General features: G+C 64.8%; 19 protein-coding genes. 8 read left to right on the top strand and 11 right to left on the bottom strand.

All coding sequences use genetic code 11. The annotated features are described in order from the left end of the window. Positions 1-246: 246 nt before the first annotated feature. The 4 genes from SFB74_RS04805 (at position 247) to SFB74_RS04790 (ending at position 7504) form a co-directional block, all read left to right on the top strand. On the top strand, positions 247-4062 hold the full coding sequence (locus tag SFB74_RS04805; RefSeq protein WP_432729599.1) for a hypothetical protein: 3816 nt from the start codon (positions 247-249) through the stop codon (positions 4060-4062). Positions 4063-4533: 471 nt separating this feature from the next. Next, the gene (locus tag SFB74_RS04800) at positions 4534-5118 is read left to right on the top strand and encodes a TRAP transporter small permease (RefSeq protein ID WP_432729598.1); all 585 of its coding nucleotides are present in this window, start codon (positions 4534-4536) and stop codon (positions 5116-5118) included. Continuing rightward, positions 5115-6413 (top strand): TRAP transporter large permease, encoded by a 1299-nt coding sequence (locus SFB74_RS04795; RefSeq protein WP_093207423.1) that lies wholly within the window; start codon positions 5115-5117, stop codon positions 6411-6413. The genes SFB74_RS04800 and SFB74_RS04795 overlap by 4 nt, the downstream gene beginning before the upstream one ends. A gap of 53 nt (positions 6414-6466) precedes the next feature. Beyond that, entirely contained in the window at positions 6467-7504 is a 1038-nt protein-coding gene (locus SFB74_RS04790; protein WP_432729596.1) for a DctP family TRAP transporter solute-binding subunit, read from the top strand. Between the two features lie 22 nt (positions 7505-7526). On the opposite strand, the gene SFB74_RS04785 is transcribed toward SFB74_RS04790, so the two are convergent. Continuing rightward, positions 7527-8492, bottom strand: a complete 966-nt coding sequence (locus tag SFB74_RS04785) for a GlxA family transcriptional regulator (protein ID WP_432729595.1) — start codon at positions 8490-8492, stop codon at positions 7527-7529. Positions 8493-8614: 122 nt separating this feature from the next. Here SFB74_RS04785 and SFB74_RS04780 point away from each other — a divergent pair, with 122 nt between their 5' ends. Further along, a complete protein-coding gene (locus SFB74_RS04780; RefSeq protein ID WP_432729593.1) occupies positions 8615-9454 on the top strand; it encodes a dienelactone hydrolase family protein in 840 nt (279 codons plus the stop codon). Between the two features lie 245 nt (positions 9455-9699). Beyond that, entirely contained in the window at positions 9700-10779 is a 1080-nt protein-coding gene (locus SFB74_RS04775) for a nucleoside hydrolase (RefSeq protein ID WP_432729592.1), read from the top strand. Between the two features lie 37 nt (positions 10780-10816). On the opposite strand, the gene SFB74_RS04770 is transcribed toward SFB74_RS04775, so the two are convergent. Together SFB74_RS04770 and SFB74_RS04765 are read right to left on the bottom strand one after the other, a co-directional pair. Then, entirely contained in the window at positions 10817-11242 is a 426-nt protein-coding gene (locus SFB74_RS04770; RefSeq protein ID WP_432729591.1) for a hypothetical protein, read from the bottom strand. Positions 11243-11357: 115 nt separating this feature from the next. Further along, positions 11358-11804, bottom strand: a complete 447-nt coding sequence (locus SFB74_RS04765) for an SRPBCC family protein (RefSeq protein WP_432729589.1) — start codon at positions 11802-11804, stop codon at positions 11358-11360. Between the two features lie 278 nt (positions 11805-12082). Between SFB74_RS04765 and SFB74_RS04760 the strand changes: the two genes are divergently transcribed. Beyond that, on the top strand, positions 12083-13135 hold the full coding sequence (locus SFB74_RS04760; protein ID WP_432729587.1) for an alpha/beta hydrolase family protein: 1053 nt from the start codon (positions 12083-12085) through the stop codon (positions 13133-13135). A 62-nt stretch (positions 13136-13197) separates the two neighbouring features. Here the strand turns inward: SFB74_RS04760 and SFB74_RS04755 are convergent, their stop codons facing one another. The 6 genes from SFB74_RS04755 to SFB74_RS04730 form a co-directional block, all read right to left on the bottom strand. Then, on the bottom strand, positions 13198-13935 hold the full coding sequence (locus tag SFB74_RS04755; protein WP_432731880.1) for an amino acid ABC transporter ATP-binding protein: 738 nt from the start codon (positions 13933-13935) through the stop codon (positions 13198-13200). 39 nt (positions 13936-13974) lie between these two features. Further along, complete coding sequence (locus SFB74_RS04750) at positions 13975-14664, bottom strand: amino acid ABC transporter permease (protein WP_432729586.1); 690 nt, start codon at positions 14662-14664, stop codon at positions 13975-13977. Between the two features lies 1 nt (position 14665). Then, positions 14666-15391: an amino acid ABC transporter permease gene (locus tag SFB74_RS04745; RefSeq protein ID WP_432729584.1), complete on the bottom strand. Its 726-nt coding sequence runs from the start codon at positions 15389-15391 to the stop codon at positions 14666-14668. Positions 15392-15489: 98 nt separating this feature from the next. Beyond that, positions 15490-16389 (bottom strand): amino acid ABC transporter substrate-binding protein, encoded by a 900-nt coding sequence (locus tag SFB74_RS04740; RefSeq protein ID WP_432729583.1) that lies wholly within the window; start codon positions 16387-16389, stop codon positions 15490-15492. Positions 16390-16557: 168 nt separating this feature from the next. Continuing rightward, on the bottom strand, positions 16558-18024 hold the full coding sequence (locus tag SFB74_RS04735; RefSeq protein WP_432729581.1) for an aspartate ammonia-lyase: 1467 nt from the start codon (positions 18022-18024) through the stop codon (positions 16558-16560). Positions 18025-18217: 193 nt separating this feature from the next. Beyond that, complete coding sequence (locus tag SFB74_RS04730) at positions 18218-19201, bottom strand: LysR substrate-binding domain-containing protein (RefSeq protein WP_432729579.1); 984 nt, start codon at positions 19199-19201, stop codon at positions 18218-18220. Between the two features lie 61 nt (positions 19202-19262). Between SFB74_RS04730 and SFB74_RS04725 the strand changes: the two genes are divergently transcribed. After that, the gene (locus SFB74_RS04725; protein WP_432729578.1) at positions 19263-20705 is read left to right on the top strand and encodes an amidase; all 1443 of its coding nucleotides are present in this window, start codon (positions 19263-19265) and stop codon (positions 20703-20705) included. A 4-nt stretch (positions 20706-20709) separates the two neighbouring features. Here SFB74_RS04725 and SFB74_RS04720 read toward each other — a convergent pair whose 3' ends face one another. Together SFB74_RS04720 and SFB74_RS04715 are read right to left on the bottom strand one after the other, a co-directional pair. Next, on the bottom strand, positions 20710-21648 hold the full coding sequence (locus SFB74_RS04720) for a 2-hydroxyacid dehydrogenase (protein ID WP_432729576.1): 939 nt from the start codon (positions 21646-21648) through the stop codon (positions 20710-20712). Between the two features lie 48 nt (positions 21649-21696). Next, a complete protein-coding gene (locus tag SFB74_RS04715) occupies positions 21697-23532 on the bottom strand; it encodes an ABCB family ABC transporter ATP-binding protein/permease (protein ID WP_432729575.1) in 1836 nt (611 codons plus the stop codon). Positions 23533-23540: the final 8 nt, after the last annotated feature.

The following is a 23540-nucleotide window of genomic DNA, read 5'->3' as shown; positions in this document are numbered from 1 at the left end:
ACTGAGTGTTCCATGCTGATCATCCGTGTGTTGCGCATAGACTGTAGTTGGCTTGGAGGAGTCGATGAATATTTGGGTATACACAGTCCGCTTTAGGCGTCGCCCGCATAGAGAGATGGGCCTGCCATCGATACGCAGATGACGTTCCCACGCACGGTCGACCCACGGAGCGCACAAGCAATCTCCCGCTGCCGCAGGAATGCCCACTGTGCTGCCGGCAAGGAAATAGCTATCGGAGATAAAAGCTTGAGTATCGCCACGGTTTCCCCAGAGAAGTACGAACTACAAGACCTAGTCTGTATTGAGCTGATGCTGCGGTTCTTCGCTCATGAAGGTGCGCAGATGTTGGTCGAGCCACACAAAGGAGAAGATGGAGAACTCCGACTTCCGAGGCACCCTATACCAACCACAATCGAGGTACAGGTCAAAGGCTCGAAGAGCAACGTCGGCCTCGATCGCGTCGCAGAAGTTCTTTGCCACTTCCCTGCTTACGGCAAGGCCGACTTCCTGCTTAACCGCCTCTATCGAGACCCAAACAGGTTGGGATTGCTAGTGTTCTCCGGGCGGTGTGATGATTCGGCCTCCGTTTTCGTTGCCGATCCTGAGTGGCTTGGCGACCCCCATCCTGAAAATCGCATAACAAAGGCCGTGGTCTCCCAGTTGCTCGACGCGTGCTTACTTGTTGTTCCAGACGGTACACCCGGCAGCCTCTTGCATGTTGCACGCAAGAAGGCCATCGCCGAATTCGTAGCTACAGCTGATGCAAGAAAATTGAAGGACGTGCTTCGACGTGTACTAGTGCTTGAGTATCGGCGCAAGAAGGACGTAGTTTCTGCATGCCATGCAGCACTGAGCGGTGTTCCGCAGGATCGCCTTCCCGATATCTTGAATCGCATCTTGGATCATGTTGCCCAATGCAAGCGGTCACGTAATGATGCATATCCAGGCACTCGTGCAATCGTGGCTGACGCCCGCGGCACAACAATCCGGCCTACGAACTACGTCGAGCGCGGCGACGAGACGCAATGGACGAAGATGTTGTCGGACGAGAGGGTTTTGCTGCTTTCCGGGCGAACGCGCGTTGGCAAATCAGATGCAGCACGGCGGATCGCGGCAGACTTCGTCAATCAAGGATACGACGTCAAGCTTATGTTCGACGTCGAAGCGGCAGCTCGAGTGTTGCAACAGCCGGGACCTTCTCCGCGGTTGGTGCTGCTAGACGACCCCGTCGAATACAACGGCAGTCAGGGAGAAAAAGTTCTCCGAGAGTTGGACAAGCTCATCAAACGGTTGCACAAGCATGATGCTCTGATCGTTTGTCAAGGCCAAGAGAGACTGCTTAGTGCCTCAGGTCGAACGAGCGTGCACCAAGTCACAACGGCAGGGAAGACGTGGATTGACGCGAGCATTGCGACGCCGGCGTTTCAAGCAGCAGTGTGGGAACGGCATGCGGCTGAGTTCAAGGTCCCGTCGGAATTAGCCACAAGGGTGGCCATTGCACTTCAGGACAGCACCCTCGATTTGGAGCCCGGCTGTCTCACTCACTTGGCAGCCCATCACCATCGGCTCCCTCTGGGAGCAGATCTACGCGACTGCGCGCGCCTGGCGCGTGAAGATGCAGAAACCTTTGCTCAGACCCTCCGCAGCGATGGCTGCGAGGATGTTTTGTTAGCTCTATGGGTAGGCTCAACGCCCTCAGAACGAATCGACCCTGAGTCCATCGCGTTTGTTCTGGGAAGCGGGGGCGACAGCCTACCTGGCGCCAAAGCAGAAGATGGGGAATTCTCGTTGCGGAGTAAGGCTGCCGCAATGCTGCAGAAGCGCATACAGTACGAATCGACTCCCGTGCACAACAGAGCGCACGAAGACCGAATTGAGTACTTGGAGACCCATCGAATTCTGTCGGTGGAAGGTGATGGAGCAACGTTCAGTCATCCTTTCTACCGAGCTGCGGCGGGATGGGCAACAAGACCTAGAAGCACCGCATCTGGCAAGCGACTCATCTCTGCTCTTAGGCGTGCGCTGTTCACGCGACAGCCGCGTGTTTCCCGTGCGGCAGCACGCAACCTTGATGGTGTGTTTGACCAAGTAGGAGACTCACCATGGCGAGACGCAGTTGTCGAACTGGCCATTGAGGGCGTCACAAGGTGCAGGTTTATCGCAACTCGAGACCTTTGCCTAGCATTTCTGCTGAGACATCTCTCATCCCTTCCGGTCGAATTGCAGGATGACGTGGGCACCTGGGTTGGCTGCACCGATGTTGACGTCCAATCAGTTATATGGATCAGCGGCGACGGATACGCGATAGACCTAATCGATGAGTCTAGCGACGTATTCGAACTTCTGCGTCCCATATCCTCTCCAGAAGTCGCCGGGGACCTGGCGTCGTTTAGGCGGGCCAATGGAGCTGTGGACATTGGAGCGCTGGTAAACCTCATCCGCTATTTTTTGCAAACGCCGAGGGAGCTGAGCGCTTGGGACGCTCAAATATTCCTCCAGCGCGACGAGGCAGCCATACGCGCAGCCGCCGCCAAGTCATGGCTGCGGGTGGACCGATCTGACGACGAGTCCGTCCTAGACTCGATCTTCAGCGACACGCACCCCAGCGTTGCCAAGGCGGCGCTCGAGGGATGCATACGAGCGTGGGGAAAACTCAGTTCTTCGCGGCGAGGCCTGCTGTTAGAGCGGCTCGCAAACACCTGTAGTGCACCAGGGGCTGCGGCCGCAGTCCTACCGGTGCTGACGGTTTTCGGCCGCGAGGAGTTCACGGGATCACGAACTGAGACTCCTTGGGAAATTTTTTCCGCTACCTTCCCAAGTGCGATCCGTGCCCTTCCCGTCGGTGCCGTGTTCAATGACGCCAGAATGTATAGCGTCGTCGAAGATTGTCTGGACCACCTACCACACCATGTGAAGCTCGACGTCGTGGATTCGGTGATCGGATGGGTACTCCGTCAGGCCCAGCGCGGAAAGGTCCTCTCTGATTTTCAGGCGGGGATCACCACTCTGCTGCTCAAAGCAACGGAGCAGACACCTTCCGATCGAGAGGAGCGGATAGCCAAGCTTCTAGGGGTCAACGGAACTGCAGCAACGCTGAGGATCGTGGCAGACCTGATTGATGGCTGGGAAGTTCTGGGCGAAGCAGATCGAACACGAGTCCTCAACGCGGTCGCTGCCCCGAGAGACGATAAGCGATGGATCACGGCCGCCGCACTTACGCGACGCTCGGTGCCGCCTGAGGTAGCCAAGGTCATCGCCCCTGATCTTTTGGACTTGGATTCAGCTGCGTCGATCATGACTGCCTTGCCAAGTGAAGTTCTCGATGCAGCTGTGCGCGTGTTCTGCGGTAGCCCGCAGCCATTGTGGTGGATCGGTACGCACCATTCTGCTGGGTCTACCTGGCGTCAAGTAATTGAGCAAATTGCGTGCGATGGCTCTAGCGGCTCCTTCGAGATCGCATGGTCGGAGTTGATTGGCCGTGGGGAGTCGGCCACTCCAACGCTCGCGAAACTCGTCTCAGAACTAAAGGACGAAGATCTCGATCGATTGTTCAACATCCTCCTGCGCAAGAAGGTTCACACCACAGGCGATTACCTACGGCCAGTGTGGACGGCATTGTTTGCCCGCCGACATTCGAAGCGGATTCCTCCTGAATGGAGATCCGACTTGAACGAGTGCCTGCCGGTCATTCTCGACAGCCTGGCAGACCTAGATTACTGGCTCGAAAAACCTTACCAAGCGGATGCTTTGCAGCTTCTGCCAGGTGATATAGGGCCTCTGTCACTTATCGCCGCGACCAAACAAACTCTCAAGGGTCGAGTTCCTCATCGCCTTGCCGCTCACATCGCCAGCCAAATAAAGGACCTACTTGCCCATAGACCAATCAGGCTTTACCGCACTTGTGACCAGCTGCTAGGGGTCTTTCGCGCCGAGGAGTGGGAGGACGAATCGATAGTGGCGATGCTGGAGCTCAGACGGAAAGAAATCTTTCGTCAGCGTAGCGAGATTCAACAGAAGTACGACTTTGATCCCGGGCCTTTGCTTGGGTGGCTCGCTCCATGACGGACATTGTGACGGTGGATGTCTCTTCAGGAGCGTTCGTCGTCCGCTGGACCAGTCACTTGCCGCCTACAGCGTAGCCATCTCATTGAGAACCGTGGCTGGATGCTGCCGACGCCGGTTTTGCGGGGCAGTCAAAGTCGACTTTCCGAGTTCACTGCCCTTCGACTTCCGCTTGTCCACCGCCGGTGTCTCACAAGAGTTCAGTGCCACGCTTCCGCACGTCCCTCTGCAATCCGCCGCAGCGCTCGAAACACCAATCCCACAGCCGCACTCCCCGGCGCCCTGTGCACACGCCCCGAAAGCCGCTCCCAAAGCCCCGCCCCAGGCCACCCGGCTAAGGAAACCCCCGATACATGAATGGTCATGGACCCCCTAGCATCGGTAACAGTTTCCCTGTCGAGGTGTACGGAACGCGTCCCGGCGTCCGCCCGGTGACATGGCGTTCGTGCGTGCCTCACTGACCATCCTGCGATGACAACTCCACCCGAGTCCGGCCCCACGCTGGACGCCGCCAGCCCCATTCCCCCCGACATCGAAGCCGCAGACGAACCGACCAAGGTTCCCCTTGCCATCGAGGACTGGCTCACGGTCATCATCATGGGCGCGCTGGCGCTCATCACCTTTGCCAACGTCATCGTCCGCTACTTCACCGATTCTTCCTTCGCCTGGACGGAGGAGTTCTCGGTGTTCCTCATGATCATGCTGGCGCTGGTGGCCGGCTCGGCCGCGGTGGCGCGCGACCGGCACATCCGCATCGAGTACTTCTCCGAAAGCGGCTCGATGGCGCGGCGCAAGCGGCTGGCGCAGTTCGGGGCGCTGATGATCGCCGTGCTCTTCACGCTCATCGGCGCGCTCAGCATCCGCATGGTGTGGGACGACTACCGCTTCGAGGAGACGACGCCCGGCATCGGCCTGCCCTCCTGGTGGTATTCGATCTGGCTGCCCATCGTGTCTTTCGCCATCGCGCTGCGGGCCATAGGCCTCATGATCCGCCGCGGACGCGAGACGACGCACGGAGACGCTGAAGACAACAACAGCAAGGGCGACGCGTCGTGATCGCCACCCTGCTCTTCGTCGCCTTCGTCGTGATGATGCTGGTGGGCGTGCCCATCGGCGCCGCGCTGGGCCTGGCGGGCGCCGCCTGCATTGCGCTGGCCAACAGCGACGCCCAGTGGTTCGGCCTGCTGGCCGTGCCGCAGAACTTCTATGCCGGCCTCGGCAAATATCCGCTGCTGGCCATTCCGATGTTCGTGCTGGTCGGCTCCATCTTCGACCGCTCGGGCGTGGCGCTGCGCCTCGTCAACTTTGCCATTGCCATCGTGGGGCGCGGCCCCGGCATGCTGCCGCTGGTGGCGATTGCGGTGGCGATGTTCCTCGGCGGCATCTCGGGCTCGGGCCCGGCCAATGCGGCAGCGGTGGGCGCGGTGATGATCGCGGCCATGTCGCGCGCCGGCTACCCCGCGGCCTACTCGGCCAGTGTGGTGGGCGCGGCGGCGGCCACCGACATTCTCATTCCGCCTTCGGTCGCCTTCATCGTCTACTCGGTGCTGGTGCCCGGCGCTTCGGTGCCCGCGCTGTTCGCGGCCGGCATGGTGCCCGGCGTGATGGCCGGCCTGGCGCTGATGATTCCGGCCGTGTGGCTCGCCCGCAAGCACAAGATGGGCGCGCTCGAGGCCACGCTGCCGCGCCCGCCTTTTTGGAAGAGCTTTCGCGAAGCGACCTGGGGGCTGGCGGCGCCGGTGCTCATCCTCGGCGGCATGCGCGCGGGCTGGTTCACGCCCACCGAGGCGGCGGTGGTGGCGGTGTTCTACGGCCTCTTCGTGGGCATGTGCATCCACCGGACCATCAAGGTGCGCGACCTGTTCGTGATCTTGCGCGAGTCGGGCGAGCTCTCGGCGGTGATCCTGCTGGTGGTGTCGCTGGCGGGCATCTTCGCGTATTCGCTCTCGACGCTGGGCGTGATCGACCCGGTGACGCGCGCCATCGTGAACTCGGGGCTGGGCGAGTACGGCATCCTGGCGCTGCTCATCTTGCTGCTCATCACCGTGGGCATGTTCCTCGACGGCGTGTCGATCTTCCTGATCTTCGTGCCGCTGCTGCTGCCCATCGTGCAGTACTACAAGTGGGACCCGGTGTGGTTCGGCGTGATCCTCACGCTGAAGGTGGCGCTGGGCCAGTTCACGCCACCGCTGGCGGTCAACCTCATGGTGTCGTGCCGCATCGCGAAGGTGCGCATGGAAGAAACCGTGCGCTGGGTGGGCTGGATGCTGTTCTCGATGTTCGTGGTGATGGTGCTGGTCATCATCTTCCCCGAGCTCGCGCTCTGGCTGCCGCGCAAGCTCGGCTACTGATTTCATTCTTTCGTCCGTCCCGTCGCAGAACCATTATTAGGAGAGCCTTGATCATGAAATTCCGCCGCACCCTGCTCGGCCTCGCAGCCGTTGCCACCGCCCTCGGCATGTTCTCGTCCGGCGCCATGGCGCAGGCCGCCTACAAGCCCGAGTACAAGATGTCGCTGGTGCTGGGCCCGCCCACGCCGTGGGGCCAGGCCGGGAAGATCTGGGCCGACCTGGTGAAGGAGCGCACGCAGGGCCGCATCAACATCAAGCTGTACCCGGGCGTGTCGCTCATTCAGGGCGACCAGACGCGCGAGTTCAGCGCGCTGCGCCAGGGCGTGATCGACATGGCCGTGGGCTCGACCATCAACTGGTCGCCACAGGTCAAGCAGCTCAACCTGTTCTCCATGCCCTTCCTGATGCCCGACTACGCGGCCATCGACGCGCTCACGCAGGGCGAGGTGGGCAAGGAGATGTTCAAGACGCTCGACAAGGCCGGCGTGGTGCCGCTCGCATGGGGCGAGAACGGCTTTCGCGAGATCACCAACTCGAAGAAGCCGATCAAGTCGCCGGCCGACATCAAGGGCATGAAGATCCGCGTGGTGGGCTCGCCCATCTACTCCGACATGTTCACCGCGCTGGGCGCCAACCCCACGCAGATGAGCTGGGCCGATGCACAGCCAGCGCTCGCCAGCGGCGCTGTCGACGGCCAGGAGAACCCGCTCTTCCTGTTCACGGTGCTGAAGATGCAGACCGTGGGCCAGAAGTTCGTGACCACCTGGGGCTATGTGGCCGACCCGCTGGTGTTCGTGGTCAACAAGGAAATCTGGGCCTCGTGGACGCCGGCCGACCAGGCCATCGTGCGTCAGGCGGCCATCGATGCGGGCAAGGAAGAGATCGTCATCGCACGCAAGGGCCTGGTGGAAGCCGACAAGCCCGTGCTCAAGGACATCGCCGGCATGGGCGTGACCGTGACCAGCCTCACGCCGGCCGAGCGCGCCGAGTTCGTGAAGGCGACGCGGCCGGTGTACGACAAGTGGAAGGCCACCGTCGGCGCGGACCTGGTTGCGAAGGCCGAGCAGGCGATCGCGGCGCGCAAGAAGTAATGCCGACAGCCGCCGCGCCTGCTCAGGCGCGGTAGCGGCTGGGGTTCGCTCCGGCCACCTTCTTCATCAGGCGCCGCAATGCCGTGGCGTCTTGATACCCCACTGCCCCCGCCACCTGCTCGACCGTCATGCGGCTGGACTCGAGCAGCGCGCGGGCGCGCCGCAGCCTCACGCTCTGCACCAGCGCCTGCGTGCTCTTGCCGGTGGCCTTGCGGATGTGGCGCGACAGCGTGCGCTCCGACATGCAGAACTCGCGCGCCAGCTCGCTCACCGCCGGCGCCTCGGGCAATGCCGACTCGACCCGCGCCGCGAGCCGCGCCACCAGGTCGTTGCCGCTGGCCAGCACCTCCGCCGCGATGAACGGTGCCTGCGCCTGGCGGCCGTCGATCAGCAGCATGCGCGAGACCAGATCGGTGAGCGCGCTGCCGCAGCGCTCGCGCAGCAGGTGCAGCATCAGGTCGGTCTGCGCGAAGGCGGCGCCCGCGGTGACAACTGGGCCGTCGGAGCACACCATGCGGTCGGCATCGACGGTGCAGCCGGGCGACATGCGTGCGAGCAGCGGCGCGTACCACCATGAAACCGTCGCGCGCCGGCCCTGCAGCAGGCCGGCGGCGTTCAACAGGAACACGGCCGAGCACGAGGCCGCGACCTGCCCGCCGGCCTTGGCGTGGCGTGCGAGGCCTGCGATGGCTTTGACGGCGTCGTCGCTCTCGAGGCATCGGCGGATCTCGCCGGGCGTGTTGAGGCCGAGCCCCGGCACCACCCATGTGGAACGATCGTCGCGCGGGCGCACGGGCATGCGCGTTGTGTCGAGGCTCATGCCGGCGCGCAGTTGCACTGGGCCGCCGTGCACCGAGCACACCCGCCAACGGGGCGGCGCGACGCTCGCGCGGGCAGCCATCGCTTCGGCTGCGCCGAGGATGTCCATGGTGACCGCGACGCTGGAATTGAAGGCGCCGGGCAGCACCAGCACGGTGAAGTCATGCATCTGAATGGTTGGCCGATAAAGCCTGAAAGGAGTCGAATTGGACACTGTCATTCTGATGAGGCCGAAGGTCCAATACAAGCTTCACGGCTTTCGCACGACCTGAACGGCAAAAAGGAAACCCCATGGCACAGCAACGCCCCCTGAACGAAGACGACCCGCTCGACGACTTCACCGCGCGCCAGATCACGCTCGACGGCATCGAGAAGAAGGTCTACTTCATGGGCCAGGGCCCGGCCGTGATCGTGATGACCGAGATGCCCGGCATCAGCCCGCACGTAGCGCGCTTCGCACGCTGGGTGCGCGACGCGGGCTTCACCGTCTACATGCCTTCGCTGTTCGGGCGTGATGGCGCGGTGCCCGGCGCGGAAGAAGGCATCGCGGTGTTCGGGCGCGCCTGCGTCAGCGCGGAGTTCCGCGCCTTCGCGGCCAACGAGTCGAGCCCGGTCACGCAGTGGCTGCGCTCGCTCGCGCGGTTCGCGCATGCCGAGTGCGGCGGGCCCGGTGTCGGTGCGATCGGCATGTGCTTCACGGGCAACTTCGCGCTCTCGATGATGCTGGAGCCCGCGATGCTCGCGCCGGTGGTGTGCCAGCCCTCGCTGCCGATGGACAAGCCGGAGGCCACGAACATGTCGCCGGACGAACTGGCCTCCGTGCGCGAGCGGCTGGAGCGTGAGGACCTGACCGCCATGGCCTACCGCTTCGAGGGCGACAGGCACTGCAGGGCGCAGCGCTTCGCGGCCTTCTCGCAGGCGCTGGGCGAGCGCTTCGTGGCGCGCGTGCTGCCCGACAGCGCGGCCAACACCAATACGCCGCCCTTCTTCGCGCAGGTGGTGGCGAGTCCGCACAGCGTGGTGACGGCGCACCTGATCGACGAAGCGGGGCAGCCCACGGTGGCTGCGCGCGACGAGATACTGGCCTTCTTCGCGCAGCGCCTGCGGCCGTCCGGCTCGGGCGTGGCCTGAACAAGCGGCGTTTTTGCAACACGCGGGGCATGGCCTCGGGCACGGCGGATGAAACCTCTTCGCCGTGCCTTGCGCACTTTCAGTTTCGGCCTTTCCGATGCGCTAACGCCTTGGTATGCGCAACGTTGCGGCCACGCGCGAGCGCATCGAAAATGCCTTCGCGTTCCGGTGTTCGTGCCGCGCGATGCTCTGGCAGACTGATTCGAGAGGCGCTTTCTTCACAGCGTCCGCAAGGAGTCTTCCCCATGCATTCAAGGCCCGCAGCACTGGCGCTGCCATCGCGCCTCGCCGCGCTCTTCCCGATTCTTTTTCTCGGACTCGTTGCCCTCTTGACCGCCAGCTTCATCGCCCCGAAGGCCCACGCCGCCGACGCCACCCCGGCAACGACGCACACGCTCATCATCGACACCGACCCGGGCGCCGACGACGTGATCGCGCTGCTGTTCGCCATGGCTTCGCCCGAGCAGTTGAAGATCCAGGCGCTCACCACCGTGGCCGGCAACGTGCCGCTTTCGAAGACTTCGCGCAACGCGCGCCTCGCGCGCGAGTGGGCGAAGCGGCCCGACGTCGCCATCTATGCCGGTGCACCGCGCCCCCTGCTGCGCACGCCGATCTATGCGGCCGACATCCACGGCAGCGAAGGCATCACCGGCGTGAAGGTGCATGAGCCAAGCCAGCCGCTGGCCGAGGGCAATGCGGTCGATTACCTGATCCGCACGCTGCGCGCCGCGCCCGAGAAGAGCGTGACGCTCGCGATGCTCGGCCCCGAAACCAACCTCGCGCTGGCGCTCACGCAGGCGCCCGACATCACGCGCGGCCTTCGCGAGCTGGTGCTCATGGGCGGCGCGCATTTCAACGGCGGCAACATCACGCCCACCGCCGAGTTCAACGTGTTCGCCGATCCGCACGCGGCCGAGATCGTGCTGAAGAGCGGCGTGCCGATCACCATGCTGCCGCTGGACCTCACGCACAAGGTGCTCACCAGCCCCGAGCGCATCGCCAAGCTGCGCGGCCTCGGCAACCAGGCCGGCCGGACCGTGGCCGACATCCTCGACGCGTACGTGCAGCACGACATGCAGTACTACGGCCTGCCCGGCGGGCCTGTGCACGATGCCACCGTGGTCGCCTACCTGCTGCAGCCATCGCTCTTCAGGGGGCGCAAGGTGAACGTGGAAGTCGACAGCCGCGAAGGGCTCGGGTTCGGGCAGACGGTGGTGGACTGGTATGGCGGGCTGAAGAAGCCGGCCAATGTGAACTGGATCGCGGAAGGGGATGCGCAGGGGTTCTTCGATCTGCTGACGCAGAGGATTTCGCGGCTGCCTTGAGCCAGTTCAAGCGTGGCCGAGCCAGGCCACGCGGGCTTCAGCCCGAGATGAGGCCCGCGTCGCGCATGACCTTCTGCTCGTCGTCGTGCGAGATCCAGAACGCGGCCTTCGGTCCGGTTCCCGGGTCGTACAGGAAGTACGTGATGAAGAACCTGAATTCGAGCGGGTGGCCGGGCTCCTTCTCGAACGTCATGTGCCAGTGCACCTTGGCCATCGTGTACTTTCCGTCGAGCGGCGTCGGCTCCACATGCAGGACCTTGGCACGCCTGAAGCCGATCTTGTGGAAGAACTCCTTGCGCTGGATGAAGGCATCGCGAAGCGCCTGATCGTTCCGGCCACACGACACGCCGTTGAGATCGCCGGCCATGAACTCCGACGTGTACAGCGAAGCCACGAGGTCCGGATCGAAGGAGTTCGCCCCTTCCTCGTAGCGAGCGAAGAACTCCTCGATGTTTCTGGCCATGCGCGCTCTCCTGAGGTTGTGCTCCTGCACAGCGTACAGAGATGCGGCGTTCGCAGTGTGCGGGGCTGTAACCGCCGCATGGCCCGGATTTCCGGATACGGCCCCGTGCCCGAGTTCAGCCCGGAATGTTCGGCTCGACCAGCTGAGCCAGCGAGACCAGCGACTCCTGCCACCCCAGGTAGCACATCTCCGTCGGAATCACTTCCGGGATGCCTTCCTGCACGATCGAGACATCCGTGCCGCAGGACACTTCGGTCAGGACCACGGTCGTCTTCATCGTGCCGGGCAGGTTCGGATCGTCGAAAGCCGCGTCGTAGGCAATGCGCTTGCCGGGCACGAGCTCCAGATACTTCCCGCCGAACGAGTGGCTGTGGCCGCTGCCGAAGTTGGTGAAGGACATGCGCCAGGCCCCGCCCACCACCGGCTCCATGGCGTGGACCTTGCCGACGAAGCCGAACGGCGGGAGCCAGCGCTCGAAGGCGCCGGGCTGGACGAATGCGCGATAGATCTTGTCGGGCGAGGTACGCAGGACACGGTGTAGACGGACTGTGTTGGTAGCCATGATTGATTGCTCCTGAAGAAGAAACGAGGACGACCCTCGATAGCACGTCGAACGGGGCGGGTGGGAATCGACAAACCGAAAGATCAGGGAAAACCCGCATTCGACAGCGCCGGCCATCACGAGTGGTCAAGCCTGACATACGCAGCCGCAAGTGCGCGTGACGAATCGCTGCATCCGGTCATTTCACACCGCCTTTCCCGCACTTCGTCGCAATCCCATGGAAGCGATGCGACCGCATCGCGACCATCCGGGCTCCACATCCACCGAGGAGATCCGAGATGCGAAGAGCCCTTGTCCGCCCTGCCCTGCTGCTCGCCGGCAGCCTGATGCTGTGCTTCCAGGCCTTGGCCTCGGAGGCCGGATGGCGGCAGGTCCGCATTCCTGGCGCTGCGGCGGACGATGCGCCCACCGTTGTCGCGCTGTACTACCCGACGCAGGCGACCGCACGCGAAACTCCCATGGGGCCGTTCACCGTGCGGGCAGCAATACAGGCGCCGCCCGAGGACAAGTTCAAGGGACTGATCGTGCTGAGCCACGGCCTTGGCGGCACGGAGCTGGGCCACAGCAGCATCGCCGAGGCACTCGCGCGCGACGGGTATCTGGTCGCCGCGCTGCGGCATCCCGGCGACAACTGGCAGGACGGCTCGCTGCTGCAGAAGGGCCCGGCCGCCTACTTCGCGCAGCGGCCGAAGCAAGTGTCGCGCGTGATCGACGCGCTGCTGCAGGACCCGCAATGGAAGGACCGTATCGCCAGCGATGCCGCGGGCTTCCGCGTCGGCGTGGTGGGGCACTCCGCGGGCGGCTACACCGCGCTGGCGCTGGCCGGTGGGCAGGCGGACCTGTCGCGCATCGGCAGGCACTGCGAGAGCGAGCGGGCTGCGGATCCGGTCTTCTGCGGTGTCGGCCGGAATGGCGCTGCGACTGCCGCCACGGCCAGCCCGGCCGCTTCGTCGCCGCCATCGCCGCAGTTGCCTTCGCTGCGCGACCCCAGGGTGCGCGCGGTGGTGGCGATGGCTCCGGCGGGCGTGCTCTTCACGGCCGAATCGCTCGCGCAAGTGCGGGTGCCCACGCGAATCTACGAGGCCGAGCAGGACCGCTTCCTCGTACCGCGCTTCCATGCCGAATGGATCGCCCGGAACATGCCGGGCGCCGAGCTCGAGCGCGTTCCCGGCGCCTGGCATTTCGCATTCATGGACACGCCGAGCAGTTCGATCCCGACCGACGACGGGGACATCAGGGCCGACGCGCCGGGCTTCGACCGCAAGGCACTGCTGGCGCGGCTGGGCCGCGAGATCCCGGCCTTCTTCGACAAGGCGTTGCAGGCGCCATGAAAAAAGCCACGCTGCGGCAAGGCAGCGTGGCTTTTGTCTTTCTCTTACTGCGCCGCAGCGAGTCAGTGCTGCAGGATCTTGTTGAGGAAGTCCTTGGTGCGCGGCTGGCGGTTTTCCGGGTGGCCGAAGAACTCGTCCTTCGAGCAGTCTTCCAGGATGCGGCCGCCCACGTCGATGAAGATCACGCGGCTGGCAACCTTGCGCGCAAAGCCCATTTCGTGCGTGACCACCATCATGGTCATGCCTTCCTTGGCCAGGTTCACCATCACGTCGAGCACTTCGCCGACCATCTCGGGGTCGAGCGCCGAGGTGGGTTCGTCGAACAGCATGACGATGGGGTCCATCGACAGCGCACGGGCGATGGCCACGCGCTGCTGCTGGCCGCCGGAGAGCTGGCCCGGGAACTTGTCCTTGTGCGCCATCAGGCCCACGCGGTCGAGCATCTTCAGGCCGCGGGTCTTGGCTTCGTCGGGCGTGCGGCCCAGCACCTTGATCTGCGCGATCGTGAGGTTCTCGGTCACCGACAGGTGCGGGAACAGCTCGAAGTGCTGGAACACCATGCCGACCTTGGAGCGCAGCTTGGGCAGGTTGGTCTTGGGGTCGTGCAGCGGAATGCCGTTGACGGTGATCTCGCCCTTCTGGAAGGGCTCGAGCGCGTTCACGGTCTTGATGAGCGTGGACTTGCCGGAGCCCGACGGGCCGCACACCACCACCACGTCGCCCTTGGCGATGTTCACGGAGCAGTCGTTGAGCACCTGCACCGGGCCGTACCACTTGGATACGTTCTTGATTTCGATCATTTTTTCGGACATTTCTTTCTCTCCGGTTCAGCCACTCGTTCAGCGAATGATGGCGATCTTCTTGTGCAGGCGTTTCACCAGCCAAGAAAGGGCGTAGCACATGACGAAGTACACGACAGCCGCGAGCAGGTAGGCCTCGATCGGGCGGCCGAAGTTCTTGCCGGCGGTCTCGAAGCCCTTGAGCATGTCGTAGGCGCCGATGGCGTAGACCAGCGAAGTATCCTGGAACAGGATGATGGTCTGCGTGAGCAGCACGGGCAGCATGTTGCGGAAGGCCTGCGGCAGCACCACAAGGCGCATGTTCTGGCTGTAGGTCATGCCCACGGCCTGGCCGGCGTTGACCTGGCCGCGCGGGATCGACTGGATGCCCGCGCGCATGATCTCGCTGAAGTAGGCGGCCTCGAACGCGACGAAGGTGATCACGGCCGAGATCTCGGAGCGGTAGTTGGAGCCCACCGAGCCGAACAGCGAATAGAACGACGCCGGCACCAGCAGGAAGAACCACAGGATCACCATCACCAGCGGGATGCTTCGCATGCCGTTGACGTACAGGGCCGCGGGCGCATCGAGCCACTTCTTGCCCGACAGGCGCATGAGCGCCAGCAGGGTGCCGAAGATCACGCCGCCGATCGTGGCGACCACCGTCAGCGTGACGCTGAAGTAGAAGCCCTTGACGACGAAGTTGCTGATGACGTCCCAGTTGTAGAAGGACAGGTCGAGATTCATCATTTCAGTGTCCTCCGCCGCCGGCCGAGACGATGAAGCCCGGCACGCGGGTCTTCTTCTCGATGAACGCCATGAGGCGGTTGATGACGAGCGCCGAGACCACGTAGCACGCCGTCACGGCAAGGTAGACCTCGATGCCGCGCGAGGTTTCTTCCTGCGCCTGCATCGCGAACATGGTGAGTTCGGCGACCGACACGGCGAACGCGACGGACGAGTTCTTGAAGATGTTCATCGTCTCGCTCGTGAGCGGCGGGATGATGATGCGGTAGGCCATCGGCAGGATCACGTAGCGGTAGTACTGCACGGTGGTGAAGCCCACGGCCATGCCCGCGTAGCGCTGGCCCTTGGGCAGCGCCTGGATGCCGGAGCGCACCTGCTCGGCGATACGCGCCGAGGTGAAGAAGCCCAGCGCGAGCACCACGAGGATGAAGCTCGGCACGCCCTTCATGACGGGAATGAGCGCCGGGATCACGTGGTACCAGAGGAAGATCTGCACCAGCAGCGGAATGTTGCGGAAGAGCTCCACCCAGGCATTGCCCAGTCGCACCAGCCACGGGCTGTCGGGCAGCGTGCGGATGATGCCGATGATCGAGCCCAGCACCAGTGCCACCACCAGCGCCAGCAGCGCGACCGACACGGTCCAGCCCCACGCCGAGAGCATCCATTGCAGGTAGCTCGGATATTCCCCCCCGGGGTCCTGCAGGAAAACCTGCCAATCCCAGTTGCCCATTTGTGTTTACTCCTTCTTCACCGTCTCTACGAAAACCAGTCCCTTGAAAAGAAACGCCCACCGCGAAAGGTGGGCGTCATCACGCAGCGACGCGGCGCTTATTCCTTGGTGACGTAGTCTTCGGCGGGCTTGTCGTTCGGGTTGGCCCAGGCGTTCTTGGTGGCTTCACCCAGCGGCAGGCCGATGGTCACGCCAGCCGGGGGAATCGGCTTCAGGAACCACTTGTCGTACAGCTTGGCGAGTTCGCCCGACTTGGCCTGTGCCTTGATGCTGTCGTCCACGGCCTTCTTGAAGGCGGCGTCGTCCTTGCGGATCATGATGGCGATGGGTTCGACGGCCAGCACGTCGGGCAGGATCTTGTAGTCCTTGGGCGACTTCGACTTGGCGGCCAGGGCAGCCAGGATCGAGCCGTCCATCACGAAGGCGTCTGCACGGCCGGTCTCGAGCAGCAGGAAGCTGTCGGAGTGGTCCTTGCCGTAGACCTCCTTGAAGGTCAGGTTCTCGGCGCGCTTCTGCTTGCGCACCGTTTGCAGCGGCGTGGTGCCGGTGGTGGTTGCAACCGTCTTGTCCTTCAGGTCGGCCAGCGAGTTGATGCCCGAGTTGGCCTTGACGACGATCTTGGTTTCTTCGACGTAGGTGGTCACGCCGAAGGACACGTCCTTCTGGCGGGTGGCGTTGTTGGTGGTGGAGCCGCACTCGATGTCGACGGTACCGTTCTGCACGAGCGGAATGCGGTTCTGCGAGGTCACGGGCTGGTACTTGACTTCGAGCTTCTTGCCGGCGGCCTTCTCGAGGTCCTTGATGATGTTGGCGCAGACGTCGTAGTGGAAGCCGGTGTATTGGCCGTTGCCCAGCGTGTACGACAGGCCGGAAGATTCACGCACGCCTTCGGTGATGACGCCGGAAGCCTTGATCTTGGCCAGCGTGTCGTTGGCCTGCGCCATCGCGCCGCCAGCGGCCAGTGCCGCAACCGCCAATGCCAATACTTGTTTTTTCATACGGAAAACTCCTGAGGGTGACTGAAACAGATACAACTAAATTCTAGACACTCGCATTTTGCGTGATACCCGGACCAACCCGGTGCATACACACACAGCTTGCACCGGCCATGCGCATCGCGGCGCCAGCATGGTGCGATCCTGCCTCCTGGCATTGTCCGACTTTCACTAAGCAGCCTTTGTGCCCGAAGCCACGCCGGTCGGCTCGGCGGCCGCCGGCACCGGCGCGGCCGTGAGGCGCACTGGCTGCGTGAGGTTCTCGGGCACGAGCAGCGCGTCCATCTCGGCGCGGGTCATGATGCCCAGCGATTCGGCCACCAGGTCGATCGGCCCGCCGGTGGCCAGCGCCGTCTTGGCGATGAGCGCGGCCTTCTCGTAGCCGATGAGCGGGTTGAGCGCGGTAACCAGCGTGACCGACTCGCGCACCCTCTTCGCAAGGAATTCGCGGTTCGCCTCGATGCCCTCGACGCAGTTGTGCTGCAGCGTGGTGCAGGCCCGGCTCAGGTGCTGGATGCTCTTGAACAGGCTCCAGCCCATGATCGGCTCGAAGGCGTTGAGCTGCAGCTGGCCGGCTTCGGACGCCAGCGTCACGGTGATGTCGTTGCCGATGACCTCGAAGGCCACCTGGTTCATGACTTCCGGGATCACCGGATTGACCTTGCCCGGCATGATCGAAGAGCCCGCCTGCCGCGCCGGCAGCCTGATCTCGCCGAAGCCGGCCTGCGGGCCGCTCGAGAGCAGGCGCAGGTCGTTGCAGGTCTTGCTGAGCTTGGTGGCCACGCGCTTCAACACGCCCGACAGCTGCACGAAGGCGCCCGTGTCCTGCGTGGCCTCGATGAGGTTTGCGGCCTGCTTCAGCGGCACGCCGGTCTGCTCGGCGAGGTACTGGCAGGCGAGGTTGGCGTAGCCGTGCGGCGCGTTGATGCCGGTGCCGATGGCGGTGGCGCCGAGGTTGATTTCCTCGATGAGCGCGCGCGCCTCGCCGAGGCGGGCTTCGTCCTCGCCGATCATGATGGCGTAGGTCAGGAACTCCTGGCCCAGCGTCATGGGCACGGCGTCCTGCAGCTGGGTGCGGCCGATCTTGAGGATGTCCTTGAACTCGAGCGCCTTGGCCTCGAAGGCGCGGCGCAGCGAGGCCATCGACTCGAGCAGCCGGTCGATGGCGAACCACAGCGCCAGGCGCACGGCAGTGGGGTACACGTCGTTGGTGCTCTGCGAGGCGTTGACGTGGTCGTTGGGGTGCAGCACGTCGTAGCGCGCCTTCTCGTGGCCCAGCTTTTCCAGCGCGAGGTTGCAGATGACCTCGTTGGCGTTCATGTTGGTCGAGGTGCCCGCTCCGCCCTGGATGACGTCGACCACGAACTCGTCGAGCAGCTTGCCGTCGACGATGTCGTCGCAGGCCAGGATGATGGCCGCGGCACGGTCGCGGTCGATGGCGCCCAGGTCGGCATTGGCGCGGGTGGCGGCCTTCTTCACGTAGGCCAGCGCGCGCACCAGGTCGGGCATGGCCGAGATGCGAGTGCCGGAGATGGGGAAGTTCTCGACCGCGCGCGCCGTGTGCACGCCCCAGTAGGCGACGGCGGGGATCTGCTTGTCGCCGAGGAAGTCGTGTTCCGTCCTGAAATTGGAGCTCATGAGAGGTTCCTCGGCTTAAAAAAAAGCACGCGCAGGGCGCGTGCCGTGGGGGTTGCTGTGACAGCGGCTAAAAAGCAGCCGCGACTGTAGAGGCGCCGGATTCAAGGCGCCAATGCCTTTTGCGGGAAGCCCTATGCGCGGCATTTATAGATTGTGCGGTGCACAAATCTCCGTGGCAGTTGAGTGATGGCGCTCAGCGCTGCGGCTGGGTGCCGACGAGATAAGACCATAGCGCATCGGCCGTGCGCTTGGGTTGCAGGCTGTCGGCGGCCTTGATGGCGGCACGGCCGGCCCCGGCCTTCACGGGCGCGGGAGCGCCGGGGCGCTCGCGGTAGGCGCGGATCTCCATCGTCGCCTCCAGGCTGTCGATCTCGGGCGGCAGTGCGCTCACCAGCTTGCGGGCCTTGATCTCCTTGCGCACCGCGCTCTGTGGCAGGAAGGCGATGCCGTGCCCTTCGAGCGCCATGACCTTCAGGCCCTCGGCCATATCGGTCTCGTAGACCCGGTCGAGGTGGATGGCGGTGCCCGATTCCTTGAGCAGTTGGTCGACCACGCGGCCCAGGTAGGCGCCCGGTGCGTAGCCCAGGTAGGGCAGCGGCTGGCCGGGTCGGCCCGGCAGCCGGTAGCGCGGCGCGCCTTCGGCATCGGCCTTGACCCAGGGGGCCACGGTTTCCTCGCCGAGGCTGACCATCTCGTACTTGTTGGCGTCGAGCTGCAGCGGCTGCGAGGGGTGGTGGTAGGCGATCAGCAGGTCGCAGCTGCCTTCGACCAGCCGCAGCACCGCGTCGTGCACGTTCAGCGCGATCAGGCGGCTCTTGATGGGGCCGAAATGCTCCCTGAGGCTGGTCACCCACGAGGGGAAGAAGGTGAAAGCCAGCGTGTGCGGCACGGCGATCTCGATCACGTCCTGCCCGGCAGCAGAGTGGCCGCGCAGCATGGCGCGGGTGCTCTGCAGCGACTGCAGCATCTCGATGGCCTGGCTGTAGAGCGTCTGTCCTGCCGGAGTGAGCCGCGTCGGGTAAGAGCTGCGGTCCACCAGGTCGGTACCGGCCCACCCTTCAAGTGCCTGGATGCGGCGGGAGAACGCCGGCTGGGTCACGTGCCTCAATTGAGCCGAGCGGCTGAAGCTGCGGGTTTCCGCCAAACTGATGAAGTCTTCGAGCCACTTGGTTTCCATACGCGGCGATTATGCGAGCGCCGCGCCATACTGGGCGCCCCCTCCTTTTCCCTCATCCGCCATGCCCTCAGCCGACCTGCTCGACCTCAGCGCCACCGAACTTTCCCGCCGCATCGCCGCGCGCGAGGTGTCCTGCCGGGAAGTGATGCAGGCCTCGCTGGCCCGCATCGAGGCGCTGAACCCGCGCTTCAACGCCATCGTGTCGCTGCGCGATCCGGCGCAGTCGCTGGCCGAGGCCGACGAGCGCGACGCCGAGCTGGCGCGCGGCGAAAGGCGCGGCTGGATGCACGGCTTCCCGCTGGCGGTGAAGGACCTGAGCCATGCCGCCGGCCTGCCGACCTCGATGGGCTCGCCGCTGTCGCCGCGCTCGGCCACGCGGGCCGACAGCCTCCACGTGGCGCGCGCAAAGGCAGCCGGCGCCGTCGTCATCGGCAAGACCAACACACCCGAGTTCGGGCTCGGCTCGCACACCTACAACACGGTGTTCGGCATCACCCGCAACGCCTACGCGCCCGATCGCAGCGCGGGCGGCAGCAGCGGCGGCGCCGCGGTGGCGCTGGCCCTGGGCATCCTGCCGGTGGCCGACGGCAGCGACATGATGGGCTCGCTGCGCAACCCGGCGGCCTTCAACAACGTGATCGGCATGCGGCCCTCTCGCGGGCGCGTGCCGGGCAACCCCGACGAGGAGCTGTTCTTCCAGCAACTGGGCTGCGACGGCCCGATGGCGCGCACGGTGGAAGACGCGGCGCGGCTGCTGGCCGTGCAGGCGGGCTTCGACACCCGGGTGCCGCTGTCGTCGCCGCACGCCCTGCCCTCGCCCGATGAACTGCGGCTGGAGGGCGACGGCAAGGGCCTGCGCATCGGCTGGCTCGGCAGCATCTGGCCCGACCTGCCGCTGGAGCCGGGCATCCACGAACTGGGCGAGAAGGCGCTCGGCACCTTCCGCGACATCGGCTGCGAAGTCGAACCCTGCACGCTCGACGTGCCGCGCGAGCACAACTGGAGCGCCTGGTTGCGCTTGAGGCAACTGCTGGTGGGCGGCAAGCTGGGCGCCTACCTGAGCGACCCGAAGCTGTTTGCGCAGCTCAAGCCCGAGGCGCAATGGGAGATAGAGCAGAGCCGCCATCTCGACGCGGCCTCGCTGTACCAGGCTTCGGTGTACCGATCGAACGTGTACCGCGCATTCCTGAAGCTGTTCGAACGCTTCGACTTCGTGCTCGCGCCGACCGCGCAGGTCTTTCCCTTCGACGCCGAGCTGCACTGGCCGGCCGGGGTGGCGGGCGTGAAGAGCGACACCTATCACCGCTGGATGGAGATCGTCACGCCCTTCACGCTGGCAGGCCTGCCGACGCTGAACGTGCGCGCCGGCTTCGGCGAAGGCGGCCTGCCGATGGGGTTGCAGCTGGCCGGGCCGATCCATTCGGACCTCGACGTGCTGCGGCTGGGGCATGCCTACGACCAGGCATGCGGCTGGGCGGCGCACCGGCCACCCGCCCTCGGCTGAGGCCTCAGATCGGCGTGACCACGCCGCGCCCCGCGAAGTGCCCTTCGGCATTCGCGAGGAAGTGGTCCACCGACTTCTGCGTCGCCTCGGGCGACCAGCCGGCCATGTGCGGCGTCAGCAGCACGTTGTCGAGGCCGATCAGCTGCTCGGGCCGCTTCGGCTCGCTCTCGTACACGTCGAGGCCGGCGCCGGCGATGCGGTTCTCGCGCAGCGCAGCCGCCAGCGCCTCGGTGTCGACCACGCTGCCGCGGCCGATGCTCACCAGGTAGCCCTGCGGCCCCAGCGCGTCGAGCACTTCGGCATTGACCAGGTGCTTCGTCGCCGGACCGCCCGGGGCGGCCAGCACGAGGAAGTCGGCCCATGCGGCCAGCGACTTCAGGTCGTCGAAGTAGCGCTGTGCAACGCCTTCCTTCGGCTTGCGGTTGTGATAGCCGACCTCCATGTCGAAGGCCGCGGCGCGCTTGGCGATCTTCTGCCCGATGGTGCCCATACCCAGGATGCCCAGCTTCTTGCCCGACACGTTCGGCGGCTGCGGAATGGCCTCGCGCCACACGCCTTCGCGGCACAGCCGGTCGAGCTTGCGGAACTCGCGCACGATGCCGATCAGCAGGCCGAAGGCATGGTCGGCCACGCAGTCGTCGTTGGTGCCGGCGCCGTTGGCGGTCGCGATGCCGCGGGCGCGCGTCACCTCGAGCGGCACGCCTTCGTAGCCTGCGCCCATGCAGCAGATCAGCTCCACCGCGGGCATGGCCGCGATTTCCTCGGGCGTGATGCCGATGACGCCGATGGTCAGCACGGCGCGGAATTTCCTGCCGTGTTCGGCAATGGCGGCCGCCCGCTCGGCTGGACCGAAGGCGTAGGTCATGTCGTAGATCTCGGCAATCTGGGCCTGGTGGGCGCTCGAGAGGCTGTTGAGCACCAGCAGGGGGATCTTGTTCGGCACGTCTGAACTCCTGGGATCGATGAAAAGAAGAAGGAATGGATGATCGCGCTACATCAGCGGCGCTGCTTCGCTCTTCTGCAAAGCCCACATCTGGGCGTAGCGCCCTTGCTTCGCGAGCAGCTGCGCATGCGTGCCGCGCTCGACGATCACGCCCGACTCCAGCACCAGGATCTCGTGCGCATCGACCACCGTCGACAGCCGGTGCGCGATGACCAGCGTGGTCTTGTCCTGCGCGGCGCTCTTGAGTTCGGACTGGATGGCGCGCTCGTTGGCCGAGTCGAGCGCCGAGGTGGCCTCGTCGAAGATCACGATCGGCGGGTTCTTCAGCAGCGTGCGCGCGATGGCCACGCGCTGCTTCTCGCCGCCCGAGAGCTTCAGGCCGCGCTCGCCCACCGTCGTTTCGTAGCCCTTGGGCGTGGCGGCAATGAAGTCGTGGATGCGCGCGGCGCGCGCTGCGGCCTCCACCTCTTCGCGCGTGGCACCCGGTCGGCCGTAGGCGATGTTGTATTCGACCGTGTCGTTGAAGAGCACCGTGTCCTGCGGAACGATGCCGATGGCGTGGCGCACGCTCGATTGCGTCACCTCGCGGATGTCTTCGCCGCCGATGGTGATGCGCCCCTGCTGCACGTCGTAGAAGCGGTACAGCAGCCGCGCCAGCGTCGACTTGCCCGAACCCGAGGGCCCGACCACCGCCACCGTCTTGCCCGCCGGAATCTCGAAGCTCACGTGCTTGAGGATCGGCCGCGCGGGCTCGTAGGCGAAGCTCACGTCCTCGAAGCGCACCGTGGCGTCGGCACCGGCCAGCGGCTGCGCATCGGGCGCGTCGCGCACCTCGCGCTCCTTTTCCATCAGCACGAACATCTTGTCGAGATCGGTCAGGCTCTGCTTTATCTCGCGGTAGATCACGCCAAGGAAGTTCAGCGGAATGTAGAGCTGGATCATGAAGGCGTTGACCATCACCAGGTCACCCAGCGTCATGTGCCCGGCCACCACGCCCGAGGTGGCGCGCCACAGCATCAGCACGAGGCTGATGGCGATCAGCGCCTGCTGGCCGGTGTTGAGCATGCTCAGTGTGCGCTGGCTCTTGATGGCGGCCTTGCGGTAGCGGTCGAGGCTGGCGTCGTAGCGGCCGGCCTCGAAGTCCTCGTTGTTGAAGTACTTGACGGTTTCGTAGTTCAGGAGCGAATCGACCGCGCGGCTCTGCGCCACCGAGTCGAGCTCGTTCATGGTCTTGCGGAACTGCGTTCGCCACTCGGTCACCGTCACGGTGAAGACGATGTACAGCACCAGCGCTGCCACGGTGATCCAGACGAAGAAGGCGTCGAACTTCACGCCCAGGATCGTGAGCACCAGCACCAGTTCGATGATGGTCGGCACGATGCTGTAGAGCGACATCGAAATAAGCGAGTGCACGCCGCGCGTGCCGCGCTCGATGTCGCGCGTCATGCCGCCGGTCTGGCGCTCCAGGTGGAAGCGCAGGCTCAGCGAGTGCAGGTGGCGGAACACCTCCAGCGCGATCTGCCGGGCCGTGCCCTCGGTGGCCTTGGCGAAGATCAGCTCGCGCAGTTCGCCGAAGAGCGACGTGGAAAAGCGCAGCAGCCCGTAGGCCAGCAGCAGCCCGATGGGCACGATGAGCAGCGCCTGGGCCATGTCGGGCTTGGGCGTCATCGTGTCGACCAGGTTTTTCAGCAGCACCGGCACGCCGACGTTGGCCACCTTGGCGCCCACCATGAAGGCCAGCGCGGCGAGCACGCGCCACTTGTACTGCCAGAGATAGGGGAACAGCCTGCGCAGGGTAGCCCAGTCGGAGCGTTCGCCTGCGGGTGCCGGCGCCTGGCCGCCGGCTGCGTGGGAGGAAGGAAGGGCTTCGCCGCTGCGGCGCATGGAGGACA

Origin of the sequence: Variovorax xiamenensis, from assembly GCF_050916385.1 — a bacterium.
Classification (GTDB): domain Bacteria; phylum Pseudomonadota; class Gammaproteobacteria; order Burkholderiales; family Burkholderiaceae_C; genus Variovorax.
This window is presented reverse-complemented; position numbering and strand designations above follow the sequence as displayed.